The sequence below is a fragment of the Negativicoccus succinicivorans genome, assembly GCF_018373335.1.
GTDB classification, from domain to species: domain Bacteria; phylum Bacillota; class Negativicutes; order Veillonellales; family Negativicoccaceae; genus Negativicoccus; species Negativicoccus succinicivorans_A.
In genome coordinates this window covers 1-19,857 of the sequence record NZ_JAHAHH010000011.1, presented here as the reverse complement: position 1 = coordinate 19,857, position 19,857 = coordinate 1, and the positions used below count along the sequence as shown (strand labels likewise).

Here is a 19,857-nt window from a genome sequence, read left to right as displayed (position 1 = left end):
ACTTGACACTTTCCAATGTCTGACGCAGTTTGTCTTCACTGATTTTCATCGGCCGCACCTTCCAATCTGTTTTGGGATTCCTCTTTATCTTTAATCGACTTCAGTACGCGCTCAATGTGATTCCCGTAATCAATCGAGCGATCCACGGCAAACGTAATTTCCGGAGTATGACGCACTTGGAGCCTCTTGCCGAGTTCGGTGCGAATAAAACCGGTGGCGTTTTGGAGCGCGGCGAATGATTTTTCTTTTTCTTCATCGCTGCCGAACAAACTTACGTAGACAGTCGCCTCACGCAAATCACCGGTAACCGTTACTTCCGTGACCGTGACAAATCCGAGTCGGGTGTCTTTCAAGTCACGGAGCAGCATTTGACCAATCTCCTGCTTGATAAATTCCTGCATCTTACGCACGCGTAATTGGGACATTACAAGCACCTCCCTTTAGTCGATCGTTTGTTCAATTTCTTCCTGGGTAAAGGCTTCCAAAACATCGCCCTCTTTGACATCGCGGTAGCTTTCAATCGAAATCCCGCATTCATATCCTTCGGCCACTTCTTTAACGTCATCTTTAAAGCGACGGAGCGATGCGATGCTTCCTTCATGAATAACAATGCCGTCGCGAATCAAACGCAATTCCGCATTATTGGTAATTTTGCCTTCCGTAACGTACGAACCGGCGACAATTACCTTCGGCGTCGGAATCACCTGGCGCACTTCCGCACGTCCCAAGACGACTTCACGGAACTTCGGCGCCAACATGCCCTGCATTGCCTGCTTGATATCGTCAATCGCATCATAGATGACACGGTAAGTGCGCATATCAACCTGTTCCTGTTCGGCAATTTTACGGATATTGGCATCCGGCCGTACGTTAAAGCCAATAATCAACGCATTCGCCGCGGAAGCCAGCATGATATCCGATTCGGAAATCGCGCCGACACCGGCATGCACGACATCAATCCGCACTTCCGGATTTTTAATCCCTTCAAAGGACTGGCGCAGCGCTTCGACTGAACCCTGTACATCGGCTTTGATGACGATATTCAAGTTTTTCAGTTCGCCTTCTTTGATCTGATTGAAAAGATCATCCAGAGTGACTTTCTGCGAACGGTTTTGCTCTTCATATTTTTGTTTGGCAATGCGTTTTTCCGCAATGTTGCGCGCATCCCGTTCATCCATGGCGTACAGCAGTTCGCCCGCCGTCGGAACATCGGACAAACCGAGTACTTCGACCGGTGTCGACGGTTCCGCTTTTTTAATGAGATCGCCGCGTTCGTTGTTCATCGCACGGACACGACCGAATGCCGTACCCGAAACGATACCGTCACCGGTACGCAACGTACCGTTTTGAATCAGGACGGTAACGACCGGACCGCGACCTTTGTCCAGTTCCCCTTCGACAACTACGCCGATCGCGTTACGATTCGGATTCGCTTTCAGTTCCAATACGTCCGCTACCAGCAAAATGTTTTCCAACAGGTCATCAATGCCCTGATGTTTTTTCGCGGATACCGGTACCATGATGGTATCGCCGCCCCAGTCTTCCGGCAACAGCCCGTGTTCCGCCAGCTGCTGTTTGACAAGGTCCGGGTTAGCGGCCGGTTTATCCATCTTATTGATCGCGACAATAATCGGCACTTTCGCCGCTTTCGCGTGGTCAATCGCTTCCAGTGTTTGCGGCATAACACCGTCGTCGGCGGCGACTACGAGGACGGCAATATCCGTTACCTGTGCGCCGCGCGCGCGCATCGCCGTAAACGCTTCGTGCCCCGGCGTGTCCAGAAACACTACTTTCTTGCCTTGGTACCGAATCTGATACGCACCGATATGCTGCGTGATACCGCCCGCTTCACGAGCCGTCACATGAGTCTTGCGGATCGTGTCCAGAAGCGATGTTTTACCGTGGTCGACGTGACCCATGATCGTCACTACCGGCGGGCGCGGCAGAAGATCTTCCGGCGCGTCTTCGATTTCCGGAATTTCCGTGCCGTCTTCTTCCGGTTCCATCTCGAGCAACGTAATGCCGTATTCTTCCGCCAATAATTCGACCGCATCACGATCGACTTCCTGATTAATCGTTGCCATAATGCCGAGCAGCATCAACCGTTTGATGACATCACCGACTTCTTTTTTGAATAATTCGGCAAGTTCTTTTACGGTTACGGACGGCGGCATCGCTACTTCAGTAACGACCTCCGCATTGGCGTGAGCATGCTCGTTTTTATTTTTGCCTTTGGCGCGTGATTTTTTGATGGATTGCGCCAACAGCGATGTGCCTCGTTCTTTGCCGCGACGATCATTTTTGTTTTGATTCCGACCACGCTGATTGCGGCGTTGATTGCGATTGACTTTACGCCCGCCGCGATCCTTGCCGGAGCCCTCTTCCTGATTCGCTACCGCATTGTGATCCGCCATATTACGGCTCGACGATTGCGTGCGTTGGGCCGGTTTATGCGTACGTTTTTCAACCGGGCGGGAAGAACGCTGTCCTTCGTCCGCCATCGGTTTTCCCGCAGGACGCGCCGTCGGTTGTGCTTTTTTCGGTGTCCTGCGCAAAGCGCTAGCATCGCTTTCGGTATGTTTCTGCTGCGCTTTACCACCGTTTTCATGCTTTTTAGCCGGTTCCGCTTGTTTCGCGGTGGCCTGCTTCGGGTGGGCCGGTTTGGCAGCCGGTTTTGCCGCAACTTTTTGCGGGCGCGGTTGCGCTTTCGGCTTTGTTTCCAGCTTACGTCCCTTGCCGTCCACTAAAAATTCTTCTTTCGGCTTGCCCGATTGCTGATCAAACCGCACGGTCCGTGCCGGACGGCGCCGACGCGGTTGTTTTGGGGTCGCGGGAGATGCGGCTGCCGCCGATTTGGTCGCTGCGGCTTTGGTTTCCATCGAACCTGTTGCCGGCTTACCTGCATACACCCGATCCAACAGTTGTTTGGTTTTTTCGTCTACGACACTCAAATGGCTTTTGACTTCCACATTATGCGATTTCAATGTCGAAATGATATCTTTATCTGTCTTGTTATATTGTTTTGCTAATTCCCAGACTCGAAATTTCTGCATATAACTCCTCCTTACTCGTCCAGTCGTTCACGAACGGCCCCTGCTAATCCCTGATCCATGATCAACACAGCGACACGTCGGGCTTTCCCGATCGCATCTCCCAGTTCCGTTGCCGTGGCCGCGAAACGATAGTCGATCTGTTCGCGTTCGGCTAAATGGACCAATTTCTCGCAATTATTACGGGCACAGTCCGTGGCAATGATCAAGAGCTCACCGTCTCCTTTACGCAGCGTTTTAATTAGGGTGTCACTGCCCGAAATCACATTTCCGGAACGCTGCGCAATCCCCAACAGGGATAACGCACGTCCCAAGTTCATGCCAGTTGTTCCTGCAGATCTTTGTACACCTGCTCCGGTACATTGCGTTTCAACGACCGTTCCAAACCGTGCGAAGTATATGCTTTTGCCAAACACTCCGCGCTGGGACAAATGTAGGCGCCGCGTCCGGGCGCTTTGCCGGTGGGATCCATGTTAATTTCTCCGCTCGCGGGAGCCACGATGCGAACCATATCCCGTTTATCTTTCATCGCGCCGCAACCGACACAACGTCGCAGCGGTAATTTTTTAGTTTTCTTCATCATGCGGTGTCACCTCATCGACAGGCAACGATTCTTCGGACTGCGCCGCTCCCATGGTCGCATCCAATTCCGCAAGCAAATCTTCCTCATCGTCATCGTAGAAGTCTTCAAAACCTTCTTCCGCGGCTTGGGATTCACTCTTAATGTCAATCTTCCAATTCGTCAGTTTGGCCGCCAAACGCGCGTTTTGACCGGCTTTACCGATCGCCAACGACAGTTGGTAATCCGGAACAATCACATGGGATGTTTTTTCTTCATCCCAAACGCTGACCGAAATGACCTTCGACGGGCTGAGCGAGTTAGCGATATACAGCGCCGGATCTTCATCCCAGCGCACGATGTCAATCTTTTCGTCATGCAACTCATCCACGATATTTTGCACGCGTTGTCCTTTCGGACCGACGCAGGCACCCACCGGATCGATGTTTCCGTCCACCGAATACACCGAGATTTTCGAACGGGAACCCGCTTCGCGAGCCACGGATTTGATTTCCACCGTACCGTCATAAATTTCCGGTACTTCCAGTTCGAAGAGCCGTTTCAGCAGTCCCGGATGCGTCCGTGACAAGATGATCTGCGGTCCTTTGGACGTTTTCTTTACTTCTACCACGTAACATTTCAATCGATTTTTCGGACGGTACCGTTCGCCGGGGATCTGCTCGGTTGAAGGCAAAATGCCTTCTGTCTTACCCAAGCTGACGTATACGGTTTTATTGTCAATTCGTTCGATCATGCCGGTCAGGACATCTCCTTCCCGGCCGACGAATTCATCGTAAATGACATTGCGTTCCGCTTCTTTCAACCGTTGCGTCATGACTTGCTTTGCGGTCTGCGCCGCCATGCGACCGAAATTTTTCGGCGTCACTTCCTGCTGCACGAGATCGCCCACCGCATACGCGGAGTTTAATGCTTGCGCATCCGTGAGCGAAATTTCCAATTCCGGATCTTCGACATCTTCCACTACCGTCTTGGTCACAAAAATATGGTACACGCCCGTTTCCCGATCAATCGTCGCCGCCGCTTCGGCATGCGTTCCGGTTTCGCGTTTGTATGCACTGAGCAATACCGCTTCAAGCGATTCGAATATAACGTCCGCGGTCAAACCTTTTTCCGTTTTCAGGAATTGCACCGCTTGTAATAGTTCCTGATTCATTTCTTCCCCCCTGCTAAAATGACACGTGCAACCGTACCGTCGCTATGTCGGCGCGCGGAATTTCTTCTTTTCCCGCTTCGGTTTCCAATTGCAGCGCCGTCTCCGTATAGCCTAAAAGCGTCGCTGTAAATTCTTTATGACCGGCGCGGGCGCTGTATAATTTTACATCGACTTCGCTACCGGCATAACGATCGAAATCACGGTCTTTTTTTAATACACGGTCAATGCCGGGAGACGATACTTCCAGTAAATAATTGTTGGCAATAAAGTCCGCTTTATCCAGCTCGGTGCTGAGTGCTTCACTCATTGTTTGGCAATCCGTCAGATCCACGCCGCCCTCTTTATCGATGTAGACCCGCAAGATCCAGTCCTGCTCCCGTACATATTCCACATCCACAAGTTCCATTCCGGCCGCTTTCACCAACGGTTCCGCCAATTCTTCTACGCGTACTGCGACTTTTTTCTGCGCCATGTTATCCCTCCCTGCAAAGTGTGTAACTGCAAGAAAGAGTGAGCCGCGGCTCACTCCTCCCATAAAAACCCATTAATTATTTATGTCATTATACCATATCAAAAAAAGCAGCGCAAACTTCATCCGTCCAGGGCGGACAAAGTCGACTCTAAATGTGCCTCGATTTTTTGCGAAAGTTCTGTTACCGCAGCCGCATCAAAATCGTGCACGATACCGGGAACGCCTTGATTTCTCGTCTCGGCAAAGAAGTCATCACGAAATACATTGTAGAAAAACAGTATTCCTTTCGTATTGGTCGCGTCGGCATACGCCAAAATAATATACGATCCGTTTAAGCCGAGAATCGGCGCCGAGGGTGCGATAACGCGACGGTAATGGCGGTACGCTTCCGGTATGCCATGTTCGTTCTCCCAGTTCAAAATGCCGGCATTTTTCACTAATATCGATGCGGTTTCATCGCGACGCACAAAACGATCCGTGACCACTCGCACAAAATCGGCCTGGAGAATCTTCCAAAAATCCGACGCGCTGTCATATGTAAATCGAATATCCGTCAACACGATAAGACCCAAATCATATTTCACCATAAAGTCGGCGGTTTCATCTGCATACAAGCCTAAAATGCGCCAGCCGAAAGCCGCTTCTTCATAGCAAAACAAAATATGCCGTTCGCGCTCTTCCGCGGAAAGCTCGCGGCGTTTCCATGAACCAATCGCGGTCGGTAAATCCACCGCATTATCCATTTCCGTTAATAGATTTTCATATGTTGTACTATCCATGTTGTTCATCCTCATATGGGTGAAAATAATCCGCGTAAATGGCCTGGTAATGCAGCACGCTCGCTACAAATTCGCGCGTTTCCGGAAACGGAATTTCTTCTACCGCAGGAGCACGGTCGTGCCAACCGTACGTATCCATCCATTCTTCCACATGACCTCGTCCCGCGTTATAGGCTGCCAGGGCAAGTACGGGTGACGAGAAATGATCATAAAGGTAACGCAAATACCATGTGCCGTTAGCAATATTTTCTTCCGGATCGGTAAGGTTTCGTACTTTTGTGTCCCGCTGCTCGGCAATCCAATGAGCCGTCACCGGCATCAGCTGCATCAAACCGATCGCACCGCGGGGCGAAACCGCTTTTTCCTGAAAACGGCTTTCGGTAAAAATCACGGCGGCTACCAACTCCGGCGGCAAATCATTTCGCTTGGCATAGGTTTCCACCAGCGACGGATAGGATACTTTATGAAAATAGTTGTACGCGATGTAATCGGCTCCGTATAAAAAATACCAAAAGCCGAACACGAGCATGAAAAGCGACCACCAAGTTCGTTTACGCATGAGTTTCTTCCCGTAAGTCTTTTAATAATCGTTCCAATTGCTGATACGTGTCCAGTAAGCTGCCGCTGTTGTCGATGATAACATCGGCAAAATTTTCCCGCAGCAGCGGATCAAGTTGCGCCGCCAACCGCTGTTTCGCCATATCTTCCGAAAGGCCGTTGCGCAGACGCAAGCGTTCAATCTGTTGCGCCCGCGTGGCGCGTACCACCCACACCTGATCCACTTTGTTTTGCCAACCGAGCTCGATCAAAAGCGGAATGTCCCACACGACAAAAGGTTCACCGGCCGCGGCAAGTCGATCCGATTCCTGTTCAAACCAATCCGCAATCGCCGGATGCATAATCGCGTTCAACTTTTTACGGGCCGCGCTGTCATTGAAAATGATGTCCGCCAATTTGGCGCGATGCACCTGTTGATCCGGCTGTAAAATTCCCACGCCGAACTCTTTAACCACGGCATCGTAAACCGCATGCCCCGGTGTTACCACCAGACGGGCCGCCCAATCCGCATCGAGGATCGGTACGTCATGTTGTCGCAGCCAGCGGCTGACTTCACTTTTACCGGAGGCAATGCCGCCGGTGAGTCCGATTGTCTTCATTTTTATTTTTGACAGTGAGGACAATACACTGTCGTTCTGCCTCCTAAGCGAATACTTTGTAACGGATGTTGACACCGTTTGCAAGGTAAACCTTTGCGTCCGTACACGGCCAGACGCTTCACATGCAAGCCTCGTTTACCGGAACTGTCGCGGTAATCCCGAAATGTTGTGCCGCCGTCCTCGATACTCTGCGTAAGAACCTCTTTGAGCGCCGCCAGTAACCGCCGCGCTTTCGGCCGTGTTAAACGATCGGCGCGCATTTGCGGTCGCAGTCCGGCAAGAAACAATGCTTCGTCCGCATAAATATTGCCGACGCCGGCGATGACGCGCTGATCCAACAGGAATGTCTTCAGCGCCACCTTGCGTCCTCGCGAAGCCGTGTATAAAACGAGATCCGAAGTCTGCGGAGAAAGCGGCTCCGGTCCCAATTTCAACAACGGCGGATACTCGGCGAGATCGGCGCGGCGCAAAAGCGTCAGGCCGCCGAACGTGCGTACATCTTTAAAATACAATACCGCCGGCGGCGCGAGCTGAATTTCAACGCGCACATGCGAAATCGAGTCAAACTGCGTCCGATACAAGAGCGCTCCCGTCATTCGCAAGTGTCCCACAAGCACCAACCGTTCGGTATAAAGCAGCAAATATTTTCCACGTCGCTGCACCTCGGTAAAACGGGCCCCGATCAGTTCCGGGAGTAAGCCTTGCGGATCCGCAAAAGCTTTGGCCAGATGCACTTTGACTCCTGTAATTTCCTGACCGGCCAACACTTCGTTCAGCTGGCGACAAATGACTTCCACTTCCGGCAATTCCGGCATTACTTCGCCATCTCCCAATTCGTGCCGTAGTGAATATCTACGACCAGCGGTACCGCCAGTTCTGCGGCGCCGGGCATGTGCATTTCTAAAATTTGCGCGACGATGTCACGCTCTTCTTCGACGACTTCCAGCACGAGTTCATCGTGCACCTGCAGCAGCATGCGACTTTTCAGCTGGTTCCGAACCAGCGCCCAATACACATTATTCATCGCGCGCTTGATAATATCGGCCGCGGCCCCTTGAATCGGCGTGTTGAGGGCCGTGCGTTCGGCAAAAGAACGCCGATTGAAATTGCGACTGTGAATATCCGGCAAAACGCGAAAACGTCCGTACATCGTTTCCGCGCGCCCCGATTCTTTCGCCGCTGCAATTGAGTCCGACATATATTGGCGAACCTTGGGATAACGCTCGAGATATTTTTCAATATACGCGCCCGCCTCTTCGCGGCTGATGCCGAGATCGCGCGCCAAACCGTAATCACTGATGCCATAAATGATTCCGAAGTTGACCGCCTTGGCATGCGAACGTTCCGCTGCCGTTACGTCTTTCGGATCTTTATGCAACACTTCCGCGGCGGTGCGACGGTGGATATCTTCCTGATGTAAGAAAGCTTCCTGCAGTTTTTCATCCCCGGAAAGGTGCGCGAGAATACGCAATTCAATTTGCGAATAGTCGGCCGACATAAAACCGCTGAAACCTTTGCCCGGTACAAAGAGCGAACGGATGCGACGACCTTCCTCCGTACGCACGGGAATGTTTTGCAAATTCGGGTCGGAACTGCTGAGCCGCCCCGTCGCCGTGACCGTTTGATTAAAGGTCGTATGCACCCGCTCGGTCTCCGGATCAACCAATTCCGCAATCCCGTCAAGATATGTCGAAATCAATTTGGTAATCGTGCGATAGTTGAGTACCTTCGACACAATCGGGTGTTTCTTGAGCAAGCCGTTCAAAACTTCGGCGTCTGTCGAATAACCGGTTTTCGTTTTTCGTCCCGGCGGTAACTCCAGTTTAGTAAATAAAACATTCGACAGTTGTTGCGGGCTTAAAATATTAAATGTTTCTCCGGCCAGTTCGTAAATCTCAGCGGCAAGCGCTTCCGCCTGCGCAGTGAACTCGCCTTTTAACGCGGTCAGCTTATTTTGATCGATCGCGATGCCCGTATGCTCCATCGCCGCCAGCACTTGCGTCAACGGCATCTCAAACGTCATGTAGAGATCCCATGCGCCGTTCGCTTTTAATTCCGCCGTAAGCGGCTCTACCAACTGCGCAAACATTTGGGCGCGGGCCGCCAGCATTTTTTCCCCGTCCTCATACGGATACGGCGCCGGTACGTGGTAGGCATCCGCTAAATAGGTGGCGGGATACGAGGTACGCGTCGGATTCAATACGTACGCGGCCAATGTGACGTCAAACAGTTCTGCGACCGAAGTAAAAATGCCCGCCGCCTGATACAACGATTTGGCGCGGTCGGTAATAATCTGCGCTTCGCCGCCGAGAAGGATGCGGAGCGCTTCCGTGGCGGATTCGTCCTGCCAATAGTAAAGCGTATCGTCCGCCAGCGCCGCAAGTTCTTTTAATGCAAGATGCGGAATTTTACCCGCGGTTGTCACGCTGACCGCCACGCGATCCGCATCTTTTAACACGCTCGGTTTCGCATCAGTAACGACAGTCATGTCGGCAGGTTCTTCCTGCAACGGTTGCGCGAAAAGGCCTTCATCGCCGGCGATAATATGCGCTGCCTGCATTTTTCCGAGCATGCTGCGAAAACCGAGTCGCTCAAACAGCGTACGCGCTTCATCGACACGTCCCTGCGGTTCCATCTCGGATAAGTCGGTCGAAATCTCCACATCCGTTTTAATCGTCGCAAGTTCGCGAGAAACGTAGGCGATATCTTTATTTTCCGTCAATCGTTCGACCAGTTTTTTGCCGCTGACCTCGTCCAAACGGGCAAAAATTTCATCGAGCGTCGGAAATTGCTGTAACAACTTGGACGCTGTTTTTGGACCGATACCGGCTATGCCCGGAATGTTATCGGAGGTATCGCCCATGAGCGCTTTCCAGTCGACGATTTGCTCGGTCGTGACGCCCGTGCTTTCCAACACCGTCTCCGGCGTCATCGCTTCCAACTGCGTCACGCCTCGTTTCGTCAGATACACGGTAGTGGCATCGTCGACCAGCTGCAATGTATCGCGATCTCCGGTGATAATAGCGATATCGCATTCGTCGCGGTAGCGCTTACTGAGCGTGCCGATCAGATCGTCGCCTTCGTAGCCTTCTTTTTCGTATTGAGCGATCCCGAGCGTCTGCAACACTTCCCGGATCAGACCGAATTGCGGTGCGAGATCATCGGGAGCATCCGGTCGATTTCCCTTATAGTCCGCATACAACTCATTGCGAAACGTCACTCTTCCTTTATCAAATGCAACCGCTAAGTAAGTCGGCTTAAGATCCTCAAATACTTTGGCCAACATCAGTAAAAAACCGTATACCGCATTCGTCGGATTTCCCTGCGGATCGGTTAACGCCGGTAGCGCAAAGAACGCGCGATACAGTAAACTGTTACCGTCAATTAAGACAAGGCGAGGTTTACTCATAAATTCCTCCCATTATGCTATACTATATTTAAATACATGTTATTATACCATATTTGCAACCGCGAACCGTGTTTTGCGACTTTGTCACATGTCAGCACATCGACGCGAAAAATGCCGCAAGCACAGGCTTTTCATATTATAATAGAGTTATGCCGATGAAATGGATAGTGACGGATGCCCTGGCAGGCAAAACCGTCAGTCAGCAATTACGTTTATTGGGGATCTCTCAACGTGAACGACGCCGCTTACGCAGAGAGGCAACGGTCTTTTGCAACGGAGAACGTGTCGATTTCCACACACTTCCTCCGCTCGCTGCGGAAATCTCGCTACAATGGCCCGTTCCCTCGCAACCGCCGGCCTGGCATATACCGCTGGATGTTCGCTATGAAGATGCGCAATATATCGTCGTCAACAAACCCGAGGGCATGTTGGTTCACGCGACGGCAAAGGAACGTGAAAAGACCCTTCTGCATGCGCTTTCCGCGTATTTTGAACGGCATGATGCAGACGCATATCCGCATCTCATACAACGTTTAGACAGGAACACTTCGGGATTGGTTCTTGTGGCAAAATCGCCACAGGCGCAGCATGCGCTCAACCGCAACCACTTGGCGTCGGTCGAGCGTACCTATCGGGCTTTGGTCTCCGGTCGATTTTTTACACCGTACGCCGAAATCACCTGGCCGATTGCCCGCCGTAAAGACAGTATCATTTTACGCGAAGTAAATTTTACGACAGGCAAACCCGCCGTTACTTATGTCACACGCTTAGCGGCCAATCAGGAACTTTCCTACCTCGGCATCCGTCTGAAAACCGGACGAACGCATCAAATTCGGGTGCACCTCGCCCATCTCGGCTACCCGCTGCTGGGAGATGATTTGTACGGAGGATCCCGAGATATTCTTGCGCGGCAAGCCTTACATGCCGCTACTCTTACTTTCATGCAGCCATATACCGGCCAAACGGTTCGCGTCAGCGCGCCGCTTCCACCGGATATGAACGCCGTTCTCGAACGGCATTTATCTCATTATTTCCGTTAGCCTTAAGGAGGTTATCTCATGCCGCTTGTCAGCTCTACTGAAATGTTTAAAAAAGCGTATGAAGGGAAATACGCGATCGGCGCATTCAATGTCAACAATATGGAGATCATCCAGGGCATTGTCGATGCCGCGAAAGAAGAACAGTCACCGTTAATTTTGCAGGTTTCCGCCGGCGCCCGTAAATATGCCCGTCATATTTACCTTGTCAAATTGGTGGAAGCCGCTGTCAGTGATACGGGCCTGCCGATCTGTCTGCACTTGGATCACGGCGAAGATTTTGAAATTTGTAAAGCCTGCGTTGATGGCGGTTTTAACTCTGTCATGATCGACGGCTCCAAACATCCCTTCGAAGAAAATGTCGCGTTGACCAAAAAGGTCGTTGAATACGCGCATTCGAAAGGCGTTGTCGTCGAAGCGGAACTCGGTCGCTTGGCCGGTGTCGAAGACGACATCTCCGTGTCCGCACGTGACGCCCGCTTCACCGATCCGGATCAGGCTGTCGAATTTGTAGAGCGCACCGGTTGCGACTCGCTCGCGATTGCGATCGGTACCAGCCACGGCGCGTACAAATTCAAAGGCGACCCGTATCTTGATTTTGAACGTCTGCAGCGCATTTCCGAACTGTTGCCCGGATATCCGATCGTTTTGCACGGCGCTTCCACCGTCATTCCCGAATTTGTCGAAAAATGTAATGAATACGGCGGCGATGTTGCCGGTGCCCGCGGTGTACCGGAAGAAATGCTGCGTAAAGCCGGTACCATGGGCGTTTGCAAAATTAATATCGATACCGACTTACGCTTAGCGATGACGGCTTCGATTCGTGAACACTTGCAAAATCATCCGGCTGATTTTGACCCCCGCACATACTTGGGCGCCGGTCGTGCCGCCATTAAAGGCATGGTACAACACAAAATCAAACACGTACTTAACAGCTCGAATCGCATTTAAACAAAAAGAGAGCCAAAAGGCTCTCTTTTTTGTTGTCATTGTGCCAGTGCTTTTTCGATATCGGTATAGGTTAAAACACCATCGGCAATGATCTCGCCGTCTTTTTCCAGGGTGGGGACATACTCCAACGCAATCTCCATACAATGCCGATCATGCTCTTTCAAGGTGTCAGCATATTGCTCTCCCACCAACACTTCGGCAGCGCCGCTCAATCCTACTTCCTCCGCCCACTTTGCGAGCGTTGCGCGGTCGCTCATGTCGCCCTCTTCCTGGTACGCGCCGATGTAGACGCGGTCAACCCAGTCATCCGCTTTACCCTGCTCCTGCGCGAGTTCCAATAAACGCAAGGCGTCAAAGCTCGACGCATCCCACCTGGCAGTCGTCGCATTAATTCCCGCCTCTTTACCGAGTTCAGCAAACTGTTCGCGCGCGCGTTCGCCGGCATATTTTTCTTTGGCTTTGCGGTTACGCCATTCAGGATGAATTTCCCAGCCGTACCACTCCGGGCAGATATCTTTTTGCTCCTGCAATTTTCGTAAACTGCCCCACGCATGGTAGCAGTACGGACAAACAAAATCGAAGTAAATACGAATTTTGGACATTGCTATTCCTCCTTTGTGTTCCTGTTTTCATTATATCGCAAAAATGAACATGGTATAATATACGCAAAAAGGGGGTATAGATATGCTTTTTATTTACTATCCGAAATGCAGTACCTGCCGACGTGCCAAAGCCTGGTTGGACGATAACAATATCCGTTATGAAGAAAGACTGATCGTGGAAGATCCGCCGACCGCAAAAGATCTTCTCCGCTGGAGTAAAAAAACCAATCAGCCGCTGACAAAATTTGCCAATACGAGCGGTCAATTATATCGGTCAAGCGGCTTGGCCAAACGCCGTCTGACACTTTCCGATGAAGAGTTTGCCAAAGAGCTGTCCCGTGACGGCATGCTGATCAAGCGGCCCCTCTTGGTGATTGATGATGACCATATTCTAACCGGTTTTCGCCAAACGGAATGGGAAGCCGCGTTACTTAAATAGGAGGACTATATGGAGTTTAAAGAAGTGCTTGCCCTGCGTCAATCTACCCGAAATTACCGGACAAATCCCGTAGCTGCCGACGCTTTAGAGAATATTGTGCACGCCGGTGTCACAGCGCCGATTTCGTTGAGTCGTTATGAATCCTATCATTTGACTGTCATTACGGCCGAAGGTGTGTTGAAAAAGCTCGAGGAAGAATGGTTAGAACGCGGCAATACAGGCAATCCGATTTATGCCGCACCGGCGCTGATCGTTGTTTTCGGTGATGAAAAAGTGACCTCCGGTTTGCGTAATGCCGATACGGGTTGTATCGTTACCCAAATGCATCTGGCCGCCACTGCGCTCGGTTTAGGGTCCTGCTACATTTGCGGTGCCATCCAGCAACTCGGCAAAGATGCCCGTTATCTCAACGGAGCACGTGTACCGGCCAATTTCGTGCCCATGGGGGCGCTTGCCGTCGGCGAACCGATGAGGCCACTCAAGGCTCGTAATAAAGAAAGTAAAATGACGGTCGATCGTTTATAAATAAAAAGAGCTGCGCTTTGCGCAGCTCTTTTTATTTCGATAATTTTTGTTTGCGTGCCCCAGTAGCGGCGGAACAGCACGAGCAACCTGTCATTTTTTTGTCACCGGTGCACCCCGGGCAATTTGTGCAGGAATTTTCTTCGTGCAGACCGTGCCAAAAATGCCATGTCAGGTAGACAAATGCCGCCAGCACTGCCAACCCGATAAAAACAGTTTGCATATTCTCACCTCAAAATCCGAGCATCCGACCGCCTTGATAAACCACAAAGGAGCACACCCAGGCAAGCGCTGTACAATACATAAAGACAAATGCCGGCCAACGAAACGAGTCAGTTTCCCGACGCATCACAGCGAGTACGGCCAGACACGGACAGTATAACAAAACAAAGACCATCAGACTGAGCGCAATCAACGGATCAAACGCGGGATCCGCGGCAAGACGTTCCATCAAACCGCTGCTGTCATCCGGATCGGCTTGCATGCTGTAGATCGTGCCGAGCGAACTTACCAACACTTCTTTCGCCGTTAAAGCAGCTACCAGCGAAACGCCGATTTTCCAATTAAAGCCGAGCGGTTGCAGGACGGGTTCGATCATGTGTCCGAATTGTCCTGCATAGCTGTGAGCAAGTTGATCGGCACTTTCCGCACGATCAATCGCCGCCATTTCTTCTTCGTGATCTTTCGTTAAGGCAAAATATTCTAACGCATACGGGTAGTATTGCGGCTGTGTCTCGGCCACCGATTGCAACGCCACCGGAAATTCCCGACCATATGCGGTAAACGACTTGGCAAGCGTTTCTTCTTCGGCTGCGTTTCCTTCTTCTTGCGCCGCGGCCAGCGCTTCCTCATTTTGCGTCTGCAAGGTTTCCAACGTTGCCACCGCTTGGAAAAGTGCCGGATTCTCATTGATTTCGTTAATAGCAAACGGCGCAAGCACTGCTTCCGCTTGGGTTTGATATTCCTGTGTCGCGGCGGCACGCAACGCGTCATAATCCTGATCAAGCGGGACATTTTGCGGATATACGGTAATAAACCAAACAATCACAGAAGCCGCCAAAATAAACGTGCCTGCTTTTTTAAAGTATAGCACCGCTCGTTCCCACATGTGAAGCAAAACACCCTTTAGCGTCGGAACGTGGTACTCCGGCATTTCCATAACGAACGGTTCCCTTTCTCCCGGGAATAAAAATTTACGGAAAGCCAGCGCCAGCACAATCGCCAGCACGATGCCCAGCATGTAAATGCCGAAAAGCACTGTCCCCGCCCACTTCGCGGTAAAGAAAGCACCGATCAACAGCGTATATACCGGCAAACGCGCGCCGCAACTCATCATCGGCGCGACCAACATCGTCACCATACGATCCCGCGGATTATCCAGCGAACGTGTGCCCATGACGGCCGGCACTGTACAACCGAAACCCAGCAGCAACATAATAAATGACTTGCCGTGCAAACCTACCGCATGCATCATGCGATCTAAAATAAACGCGGCACGCGCCATGTAACCGCTGTCTTCCAAAAGCGCAATGCCAGCGAATAAAATTAAAATCAAAGGCAAGAAACTCAAAACCGCGCCGACGCCGCCAATAATTCCGTCCACAACAAGCGATTGGATGGCTCCTTCCGGCAAAACGGTGGTAAGCCAAGTGCCGAAGTCTGTAATCACCCCATCGAGCCATTCCTGCGGATACGCCCCCAATGTGAATACCGCGTTAAACAGCAGCCACATCATACCCGCAAAAATAAGCGGTCCGAAAAAGCGATGCGTCAATACTTTATCGATTTTATCCGAACGTGTTTCATGTAATGTGGGGTCTACCGTTACCGCCTGTTGAAATATCTGTACTGCAAATTGGTGGCGCTTTTCCGCAAAAATAAATTCTGCGTCAATTTCTTTCGGTAATGAATTTCGTAAACAATGCGCCAAGTTGAGTACGTCTTCCATACCGCCGCGTTGTTGCAACGCTTCTTGTACTTCCTGATCATTTTCCAACAGCTTAATCGCCAGCCAGCGTATCGGATACTGAATATCCGTCTGGGCTTGGATCGCTGTTGTCATGGCAGTGATCAAATGTTCCAGCGTCGGACCGTAGTCGATCTTAATCTGCGGCGCCTTGCCTTCCTTGGCAACACGCGCCACATCTTCCAGCAACGCAACGGTTCCGACGTTGCGGCTGCCTACCGTTTGTACGACAGTGATGCCCAATGCGTCACTTAATTTTCGTAAATCGATATGGATGCCCATCTGGTCTGCCACGTCGACCATGTTCAACGCAATCACGACCGGCTGTCCCAACTCGACAAGCTGTGCGGTCAAGTACAGGTTACGCTCCAGGTTGGAAGCATCCTGGACATTGACGATCACATCGGGACGTTCGTTAATAATGGTGTTACGAGCTACCACTTCGTCCAAAGAACGGGCGGTCAAACTGTACGTGCCCGGCAAATCCAAAAACAGCATGTCAATGCCTGCAAAACGTTTATGGCCCTCTTTGCGTTCCACCGTGACACCGGGATAGTTGCCCACATGTTGACGCGCCCCGGTGAGATTATTGAAAACCGTCGTTTTGCCGCAGTTTGGATTGCCCGCCAACGCAATTTTAATCGCTTTCATCTTGTTCCTCCTGCGTCTTTACGTAAATCATCTCGGCTTCTGCCTTGCGTAAAGATAAATTAAAACCTTTGACTTTAATTTCGATAGGATCGCCCAAGGGTGCCTCTTTCATCACCGTTGCCCGAGCTCCTCGTACAACTCCCATATCAATCAGTCGATGCTGCACATTACCGCACCCCTCGACACGTGTAATCTCGCCCGTTTCTCCCGGGCGCAATTGCGCTAACGTCCGTTCCTCCATTGTGGTGGACCTCCTGGTTTTATGATATTTTATTATACCACATCTCTATTGCTTTTTGATATTGTTTCGCAAAATTATTTTTAATAAGTATACATTGACCGGCAAAGCTATGGATTTCATATAAAGTAAATAAAAAAGCTGCTTGCGCAGCTTTTCTATTTGGTACCGAAGATTCTGTCGCCCGCGTCGCCCAGACCGGGAACAATATATCCTTTTTCATTAAGATGGTCATCAAGAACCGCTACATAGATATCCACATCGGGGTGTTCTTTTTGTACGACTTCAACGCCTTGCGGCGCCGCGACAAGACACATCAGCTTGATCGTTTTCGCACCGCGTTCTTTCAAAAGCGTAATCGCCGCCGCAGCCGAGCCGCCGGTCGCGAGCATCGGATCGGTAACGATGAAGAAACGTTCCCCGACATCGGACGGCAATTTGCAATAGTATTCCACCGGTTTTAATGTTTGCGGATCGCGATACAAACCGATATGACCGACGCGCGCACTCGGAATCAAATCGAGCAACGCTTCCACCATGCCGAGACCGGCACGCAGCACGGGCACAATGCCCATTTTTTTGCCGGCCAGACGTTTGCCTACCGTTTTAGTAATCGGCGTTTCCACTTCGATATCTTCCAACGGCAAATCACGCGTGATCTCATACCCCATCAGCAATGTGATTTCCTGCAGAAGTTCACGAAAATCTTTGGAACTTGTGTTTTTGTCACGAATTAAAGTGACTTTATGTTGAATCAGCGGATGGTCTAGAATGTGTACAGCCATAAGCGCTCCCATTATTTATAAATCGGATATTTTTCACAAAGTGTCGCGACTTCTTTACGTGCTTCTTCCGCGACGGATACATCCTGCGGTGCTTTCAAAACGGACGCGATCACACGACCTACCGTTTTGAAATCTTCTTCCTTGAAACCGCGTGTCGTCAAGGCCGGCGAACCGAGACGAATACCGCTCGTGATAAACGGGCTTTGCGTTTCAAACGGAATCGTATTCTTGTTACAGGTAATGCCCACTTCATCCAAGACATGTTCCGCGTCTTTGCCGGTGATACCGAGGCCTTGTACATCAATCAGCAACAAATGATTGTCCGTACCGCCCGTGACGGCACGCAAACCGTTTTCCACCAATGTGTCGCCAAGCACTTTGGCATTGGCGATAATCTGTTTCGCATAGGTTTTGAATTCCGGCTGCAATGCTTCGCCGAAAGCTACCGCTTTAGCGGCGATGACATGCATCAACGGTCCGCCCTGGATCCCCGGGAAGATCGCCTTGTCAATGGCCTTCGCATATTTTTCCGTAGCCATGATCATACCGCCGCGCGGTCCGCGCAAGGTTTTGTGAGTGGTCGTCGTCACGATATCGGCAAACGGCACCGGACTCGGATGTTCCCCCGCCGCGACAAGACCCGCGATATGCGCCATGTCCACCATGAAAATCGCATCGACGGCATGCGCAATCGCCGCCATACGTTCAAAATCGATGATCCGCGAGTACGCGCTGCCGCCGCCGATAATCAGCTTCGGTCTAGCTTCGCGGGCGATTTTTTCCATCGCGTCATAATCGATACGCTCCGTTTCCCGATCGACCCCATAGGAAACGACATTGAAGTAATTACCCGAAACATTGACCGGACTGCCGTGAGTCAAATGGCCGCCATGAGAAAGATCCATGCCCATAATCGTGTCATTCGGCTTGAGCAACGCGAAATATACACCGAAATTGGCCTGCGAACCGGAGTGCGGTTGCACGTTAACATGGTCACAACCAAACAGTTCTTTCGCCCGATCGCGTGCCAAATCTTCCACTTTATCGACGAATTCGCAGCCGCCGTAGTAGCGTTTGCCAGGATATCCTTCGGCGTATTTATTCGTCAAAATACTGCCCTGGGCTTCGAGAACAGCCTCACTGACAAAGTTTTCTGAAGCAATCAATTCCCATTTGTTTTGCTGCCGATGCAATTCATCGGTAATGTAAGCAAATAATTCTGCATCCTGTTCGCGTAACTTTCGCATGATCATCCTCCTACTCAATGAAAACTTTTATGCCTTTGTATAACGGGCTCGTTCGCCTCCGATCAGCGGAAATCTTGTTCGCGCCGCGACTACCAAAGCCGCACCGATATGATTTTGCTGCAGCCGTACCGGTACTACCACACGACGCAAATGCATGCCGATCATCGTGCAACCGATGTCCAGGCCGCCCGCCGCCGATACTTCCTCCACCACAACCGGATCGTCAAAAAGCGCCATCGCATTGGTAGAAAAAGAACCGCCCGCATGCAGCCACGGCACGACCGTAACTTGTTGCAAATGTAAGCGTTCCGCCGTTTTACGTTCGACAACCAGCGCACGGTTTAAATGTTCGCAACATTGAATCGCCAGTTCCAAATGTTGAGCTTGAGCCACTTCCATCAATGCTTTGATTGCTTCTTCGCCCACTTCCGCGGAGCTGTCTTTGCCGATATGACCGCCGCGAATTTCACTGGATGAACCGCCAACCACGATTACGTCCTGCGGAGCAAATTGCGCGATCTCGCAAAGCTCGGTAAAAGCCGCTTTGGTCTGTTCATATATTTTACTCATGCGCAGCGCCTCCCTGTTCCAGTGCTGTAATTTCATTCACCCGACGCTCGTGACGACCGCCTTCGAATTGACCTTCCAAAAAGGCGTGTACGATTTCCAGCGCCAAGCCCGGTCCGATGACGCGCTCTCCCATCGTCAAAATGTTGGCATTATTGGAATTACTGGCTTCGAGTGCATTTTATCACTTTCAAAACCATGCTCACATCCCTATTCATGCCATTCTATAAAATCTCATGCTTAAAATCTTTT

22 protein-coding genes and 1 pseudogene are annotated in these 19,857 nt (G+C 51.1%); 4 read left to right on the top strand and 19 right to left on the bottom strand.

What is annotated here, in order from left to right; all coding sequences use genetic code 11:
• Positions 1-35 precede the first annotated feature (35 nt).
• The 11 genes from rbfA to polA all read right to left on the bottom strand — a co-directional run bounded on the left by rbfA (position 36) and on the right by polA (position 10,600).
• Positions 36-425: a 30S ribosome-binding factor RbfA gene (rbfA, locus tag KH813_RS01830; RefSeq protein ID WP_303992536.1), complete on the bottom strand. Its 390-nt coding sequence runs from the start codon at positions 423-425 to the stop codon at positions 36-38.
• A 15-nt stretch (positions 426-440) separates the two neighbouring features.
• On the bottom strand, positions 441-3,053 hold the full coding sequence (gene infB / locus KH813_RS01825; protein ID WP_303992533.1) for a translation initiation factor IF-2: 2,613 nt from the start codon (positions 3,051-3,053) through the stop codon (positions 441-443).
• Between the two features lie 11 nt (positions 3,054-3,064).
• Complete coding sequence (locus KH813_RS01820; protein ID WP_303992530.1) at positions 3,065-3,370, bottom strand: L7Ae/L30e/S12e/Gadd45 family ribosomal protein; 306 nt, start codon at positions 3,368-3,370, stop codon at positions 3,065-3,067.
• Positions 3,367-3,633 carry an RNase P modulator RnpM gene (gene rnpM / locus KH813_RS01815; RefSeq protein ID WP_303992528.1) on the bottom strand — a complete coding sequence of 89 codons (267 nt, stop codon included), beginning with the start codon at positions 3,631-3,633 and terminating at the stop codon, positions 3,367-3,369. Before rnpM ends, KH813_RS01820 begins: the two co-directional genes overlap by 4 nt.
• Entirely contained in the window at positions 3,617-4,783 is a 1,167-nt protein-coding gene (gene nusA, locus KH813_RS01810) for a transcription termination factor NusA (RefSeq protein ID WP_303992525.1), read from the bottom strand. The genes rnpM and nusA overlap by 17 nt, the downstream gene beginning before the upstream one ends.
• A gap of 13 nt (positions 4,784-4,796) precedes the next feature.
• A complete protein-coding gene (rimP, locus tag KH813_RS01805; RefSeq protein ID WP_034437888.1) occupies positions 4,797-5,255 on the bottom strand; it encodes a ribosome maturation factor RimP in 459 nt (152 codons plus the stop codon).
• Positions 5,256-5,374: 119 nt separating this feature from the next.
• Positions 5,375-6,034, bottom strand: coding sequence for a hypothetical protein (locus tag KH813_RS01800; protein ID WP_303992519.1), 660 nt, complete (start codon positions 6,032-6,034; stop codon positions 5,375-5,377).
• Positions 6,027-6,593, bottom strand: coding sequence for a lytic transglycosylase domain-containing protein (locus KH813_RS01795; RefSeq protein WP_303992516.1), 567 nt, complete (start codon positions 6,591-6,593; stop codon positions 6,027-6,029). Before KH813_RS01795 ends, KH813_RS01800 begins: the two co-directional genes overlap by 8 nt.
• A complete protein-coding gene (coaE, locus tag KH813_RS01790) occupies positions 6,586-7,191 on the bottom strand; it encodes a dephospho-CoA kinase (protein ID WP_303992513.1) in 606 nt (201 codons plus the stop codon). The genes KH813_RS01795 and coaE overlap by 8 nt, the downstream gene beginning before the upstream one ends.
• A gap of 2 nt (positions 7,192-7,193) precedes the next feature.
• A complete protein-coding gene (mutM, locus tag KH813_RS01785; RefSeq protein WP_303992510.1) occupies positions 7,194-8,006 on the bottom strand; it encodes a bifunctional DNA-formamidopyrimidine glycosylase/DNA-(apurinic or apyrimidinic site) lyase in 813 nt (270 codons plus the stop codon).
• Positions 8,006-10,600: a DNA polymerase I gene (polA, locus tag KH813_RS01780; RefSeq protein ID WP_303992507.1), complete on the bottom strand. Its 2,595-nt coding sequence runs from the start codon at positions 10,598-10,600 to the stop codon at positions 8,006-8,008. Before polA ends, mutM begins: the two co-directional genes overlap by 1 nt.
• A gap of 155 nt (positions 10,601-10,755) precedes the next feature.
• On the opposite strand from polA, the gene KH813_RS01775 reads away from it, so the two are divergent.
• Both KH813_RS01775 and fba read left to right on the top strand, forming a co-directional pair.
• A complete protein-coding gene (locus tag KH813_RS01775; protein ID WP_303992505.1) occupies positions 10,756-11,640 on the top strand; it encodes an RluA family pseudouridine synthase in 885 nt (294 codons plus the stop codon).
• A gap of 18 nt (positions 11,641-11,658) precedes the next feature.
• Complete coding sequence (gene fba / locus KH813_RS01770) at positions 11,659-12,588, top strand: class II fructose-1,6-bisphosphate aldolase (RefSeq protein WP_303992502.1); 930 nt, start codon at positions 11,659-11,661, stop codon at positions 12,586-12,588.
• Between the two features lie 35 nt (positions 12,589-12,623).
• Here the strand turns inward: fba and KH813_RS01765 are convergent, their stop codons facing one another.
• Entirely contained in the window at positions 12,624-13,190 is a 567-nt protein-coding gene (locus KH813_RS01765) for a DsbA family protein (RefSeq protein WP_303992499.1), read from the bottom strand.
• Between the two features lie 82 nt (positions 13,191-13,272).
• Here KH813_RS01765 and KH813_RS01760 point away from each other — a divergent pair, with 82 nt between their 5' ends.
• Both KH813_RS01760 and KH813_RS01755 read left to right on the top strand, forming a co-directional pair.
• Positions 13,273-13,629 carry an arsenate reductase family protein gene (locus KH813_RS01760; RefSeq protein ID WP_024048538.1) on the top strand — a complete coding sequence of 119 codons (357 nt, stop codon included), beginning with the start codon at positions 13,273-13,275 and terminating at the stop codon, positions 13,627-13,629.
• 9 nt (positions 13,630-13,638) lie between these two features.
• Complete coding sequence (locus KH813_RS01755; protein ID WP_303992496.1) at positions 13,639-14,154, top strand: nitroreductase family protein; 516 nt, start codon at positions 13,639-13,641, stop codon at positions 14,152-14,154.
• A gap of 31 nt (positions 14,155-14,185) precedes the next feature.
• On the opposite strand, the gene KH813_RS01750 is transcribed toward KH813_RS01755, so the two are convergent.
• The 7 genes and pseudogenes from KH813_RS01750 to KH813_RS01720 all read right to left on the bottom strand — a co-directional run.
• Positions 14,186-14,374 carry a hypothetical protein gene (locus KH813_RS01750; RefSeq protein WP_060803477.1) on the bottom strand — a complete coding sequence of 63 codons (189 nt, stop codon included), beginning with the start codon at positions 14,372-14,374 and terminating at the stop codon, positions 14,186-14,188.
• Between the two features lie 9 nt (positions 14,375-14,383).
• A complete protein-coding gene (gene feoB / locus KH813_RS01745) occupies positions 14,384-16,768 on the bottom strand; it encodes a ferrous iron transport protein B (RefSeq protein WP_303992492.1) in 2,385 nt (794 codons plus the stop codon).
• The gene (locus KH813_RS01740) at positions 16,755-17,009 is read right to left on the bottom strand and encodes a FeoA family protein (protein WP_303992490.1); all 255 of its coding nucleotides are present in this window, start codon (positions 17,007-17,009) and stop codon (positions 16,755-16,757) included. Before KH813_RS01740 ends, feoB begins: the two co-directional genes overlap by 14 nt.
• A 155-nt stretch (positions 17,010-17,164) precedes the next feature.
• The gene (gene upp, locus KH813_RS01735; protein WP_303992487.1) at positions 17,165-17,791 is read right to left on the bottom strand and encodes a uracil phosphoribosyltransferase; all 627 of its coding nucleotides are present in this window, start codon (positions 17,789-17,791) and stop codon (positions 17,165-17,167) included.
• Positions 17,792-17,802: 11 nt separating this feature from the next.
• Positions 17,803-19,038 (bottom strand): serine hydroxymethyltransferase, encoded by a 1,236-nt coding sequence (gene glyA / locus KH813_RS01730; RefSeq protein ID WP_303992484.1) that lies wholly within the window; start codon positions 19,036-19,038, stop codon positions 17,803-17,805.
• 27 nt (positions 19,039-19,065) lie between these two features.
• Complete coding sequence (locus KH813_RS01725) at positions 19,066-19,608, bottom strand: TIGR01440 family protein (RefSeq protein WP_303992482.1); 543 nt, start codon at positions 19,606-19,608, stop codon at positions 19,066-19,068.
• Positions 19,601-19,768: pseudogene (locus KH813_RS01720) on the bottom strand (RpiB/LacA/LacB family sugar-phosphate isomerase); the annotation flags it as partial. The gene KH813_RS01725 and the pseudogene KH813_RS01720, both read right to left, overlap by 8 nt.
• Positions 19,769-19,857 lie beyond the last annotated feature (89 nt).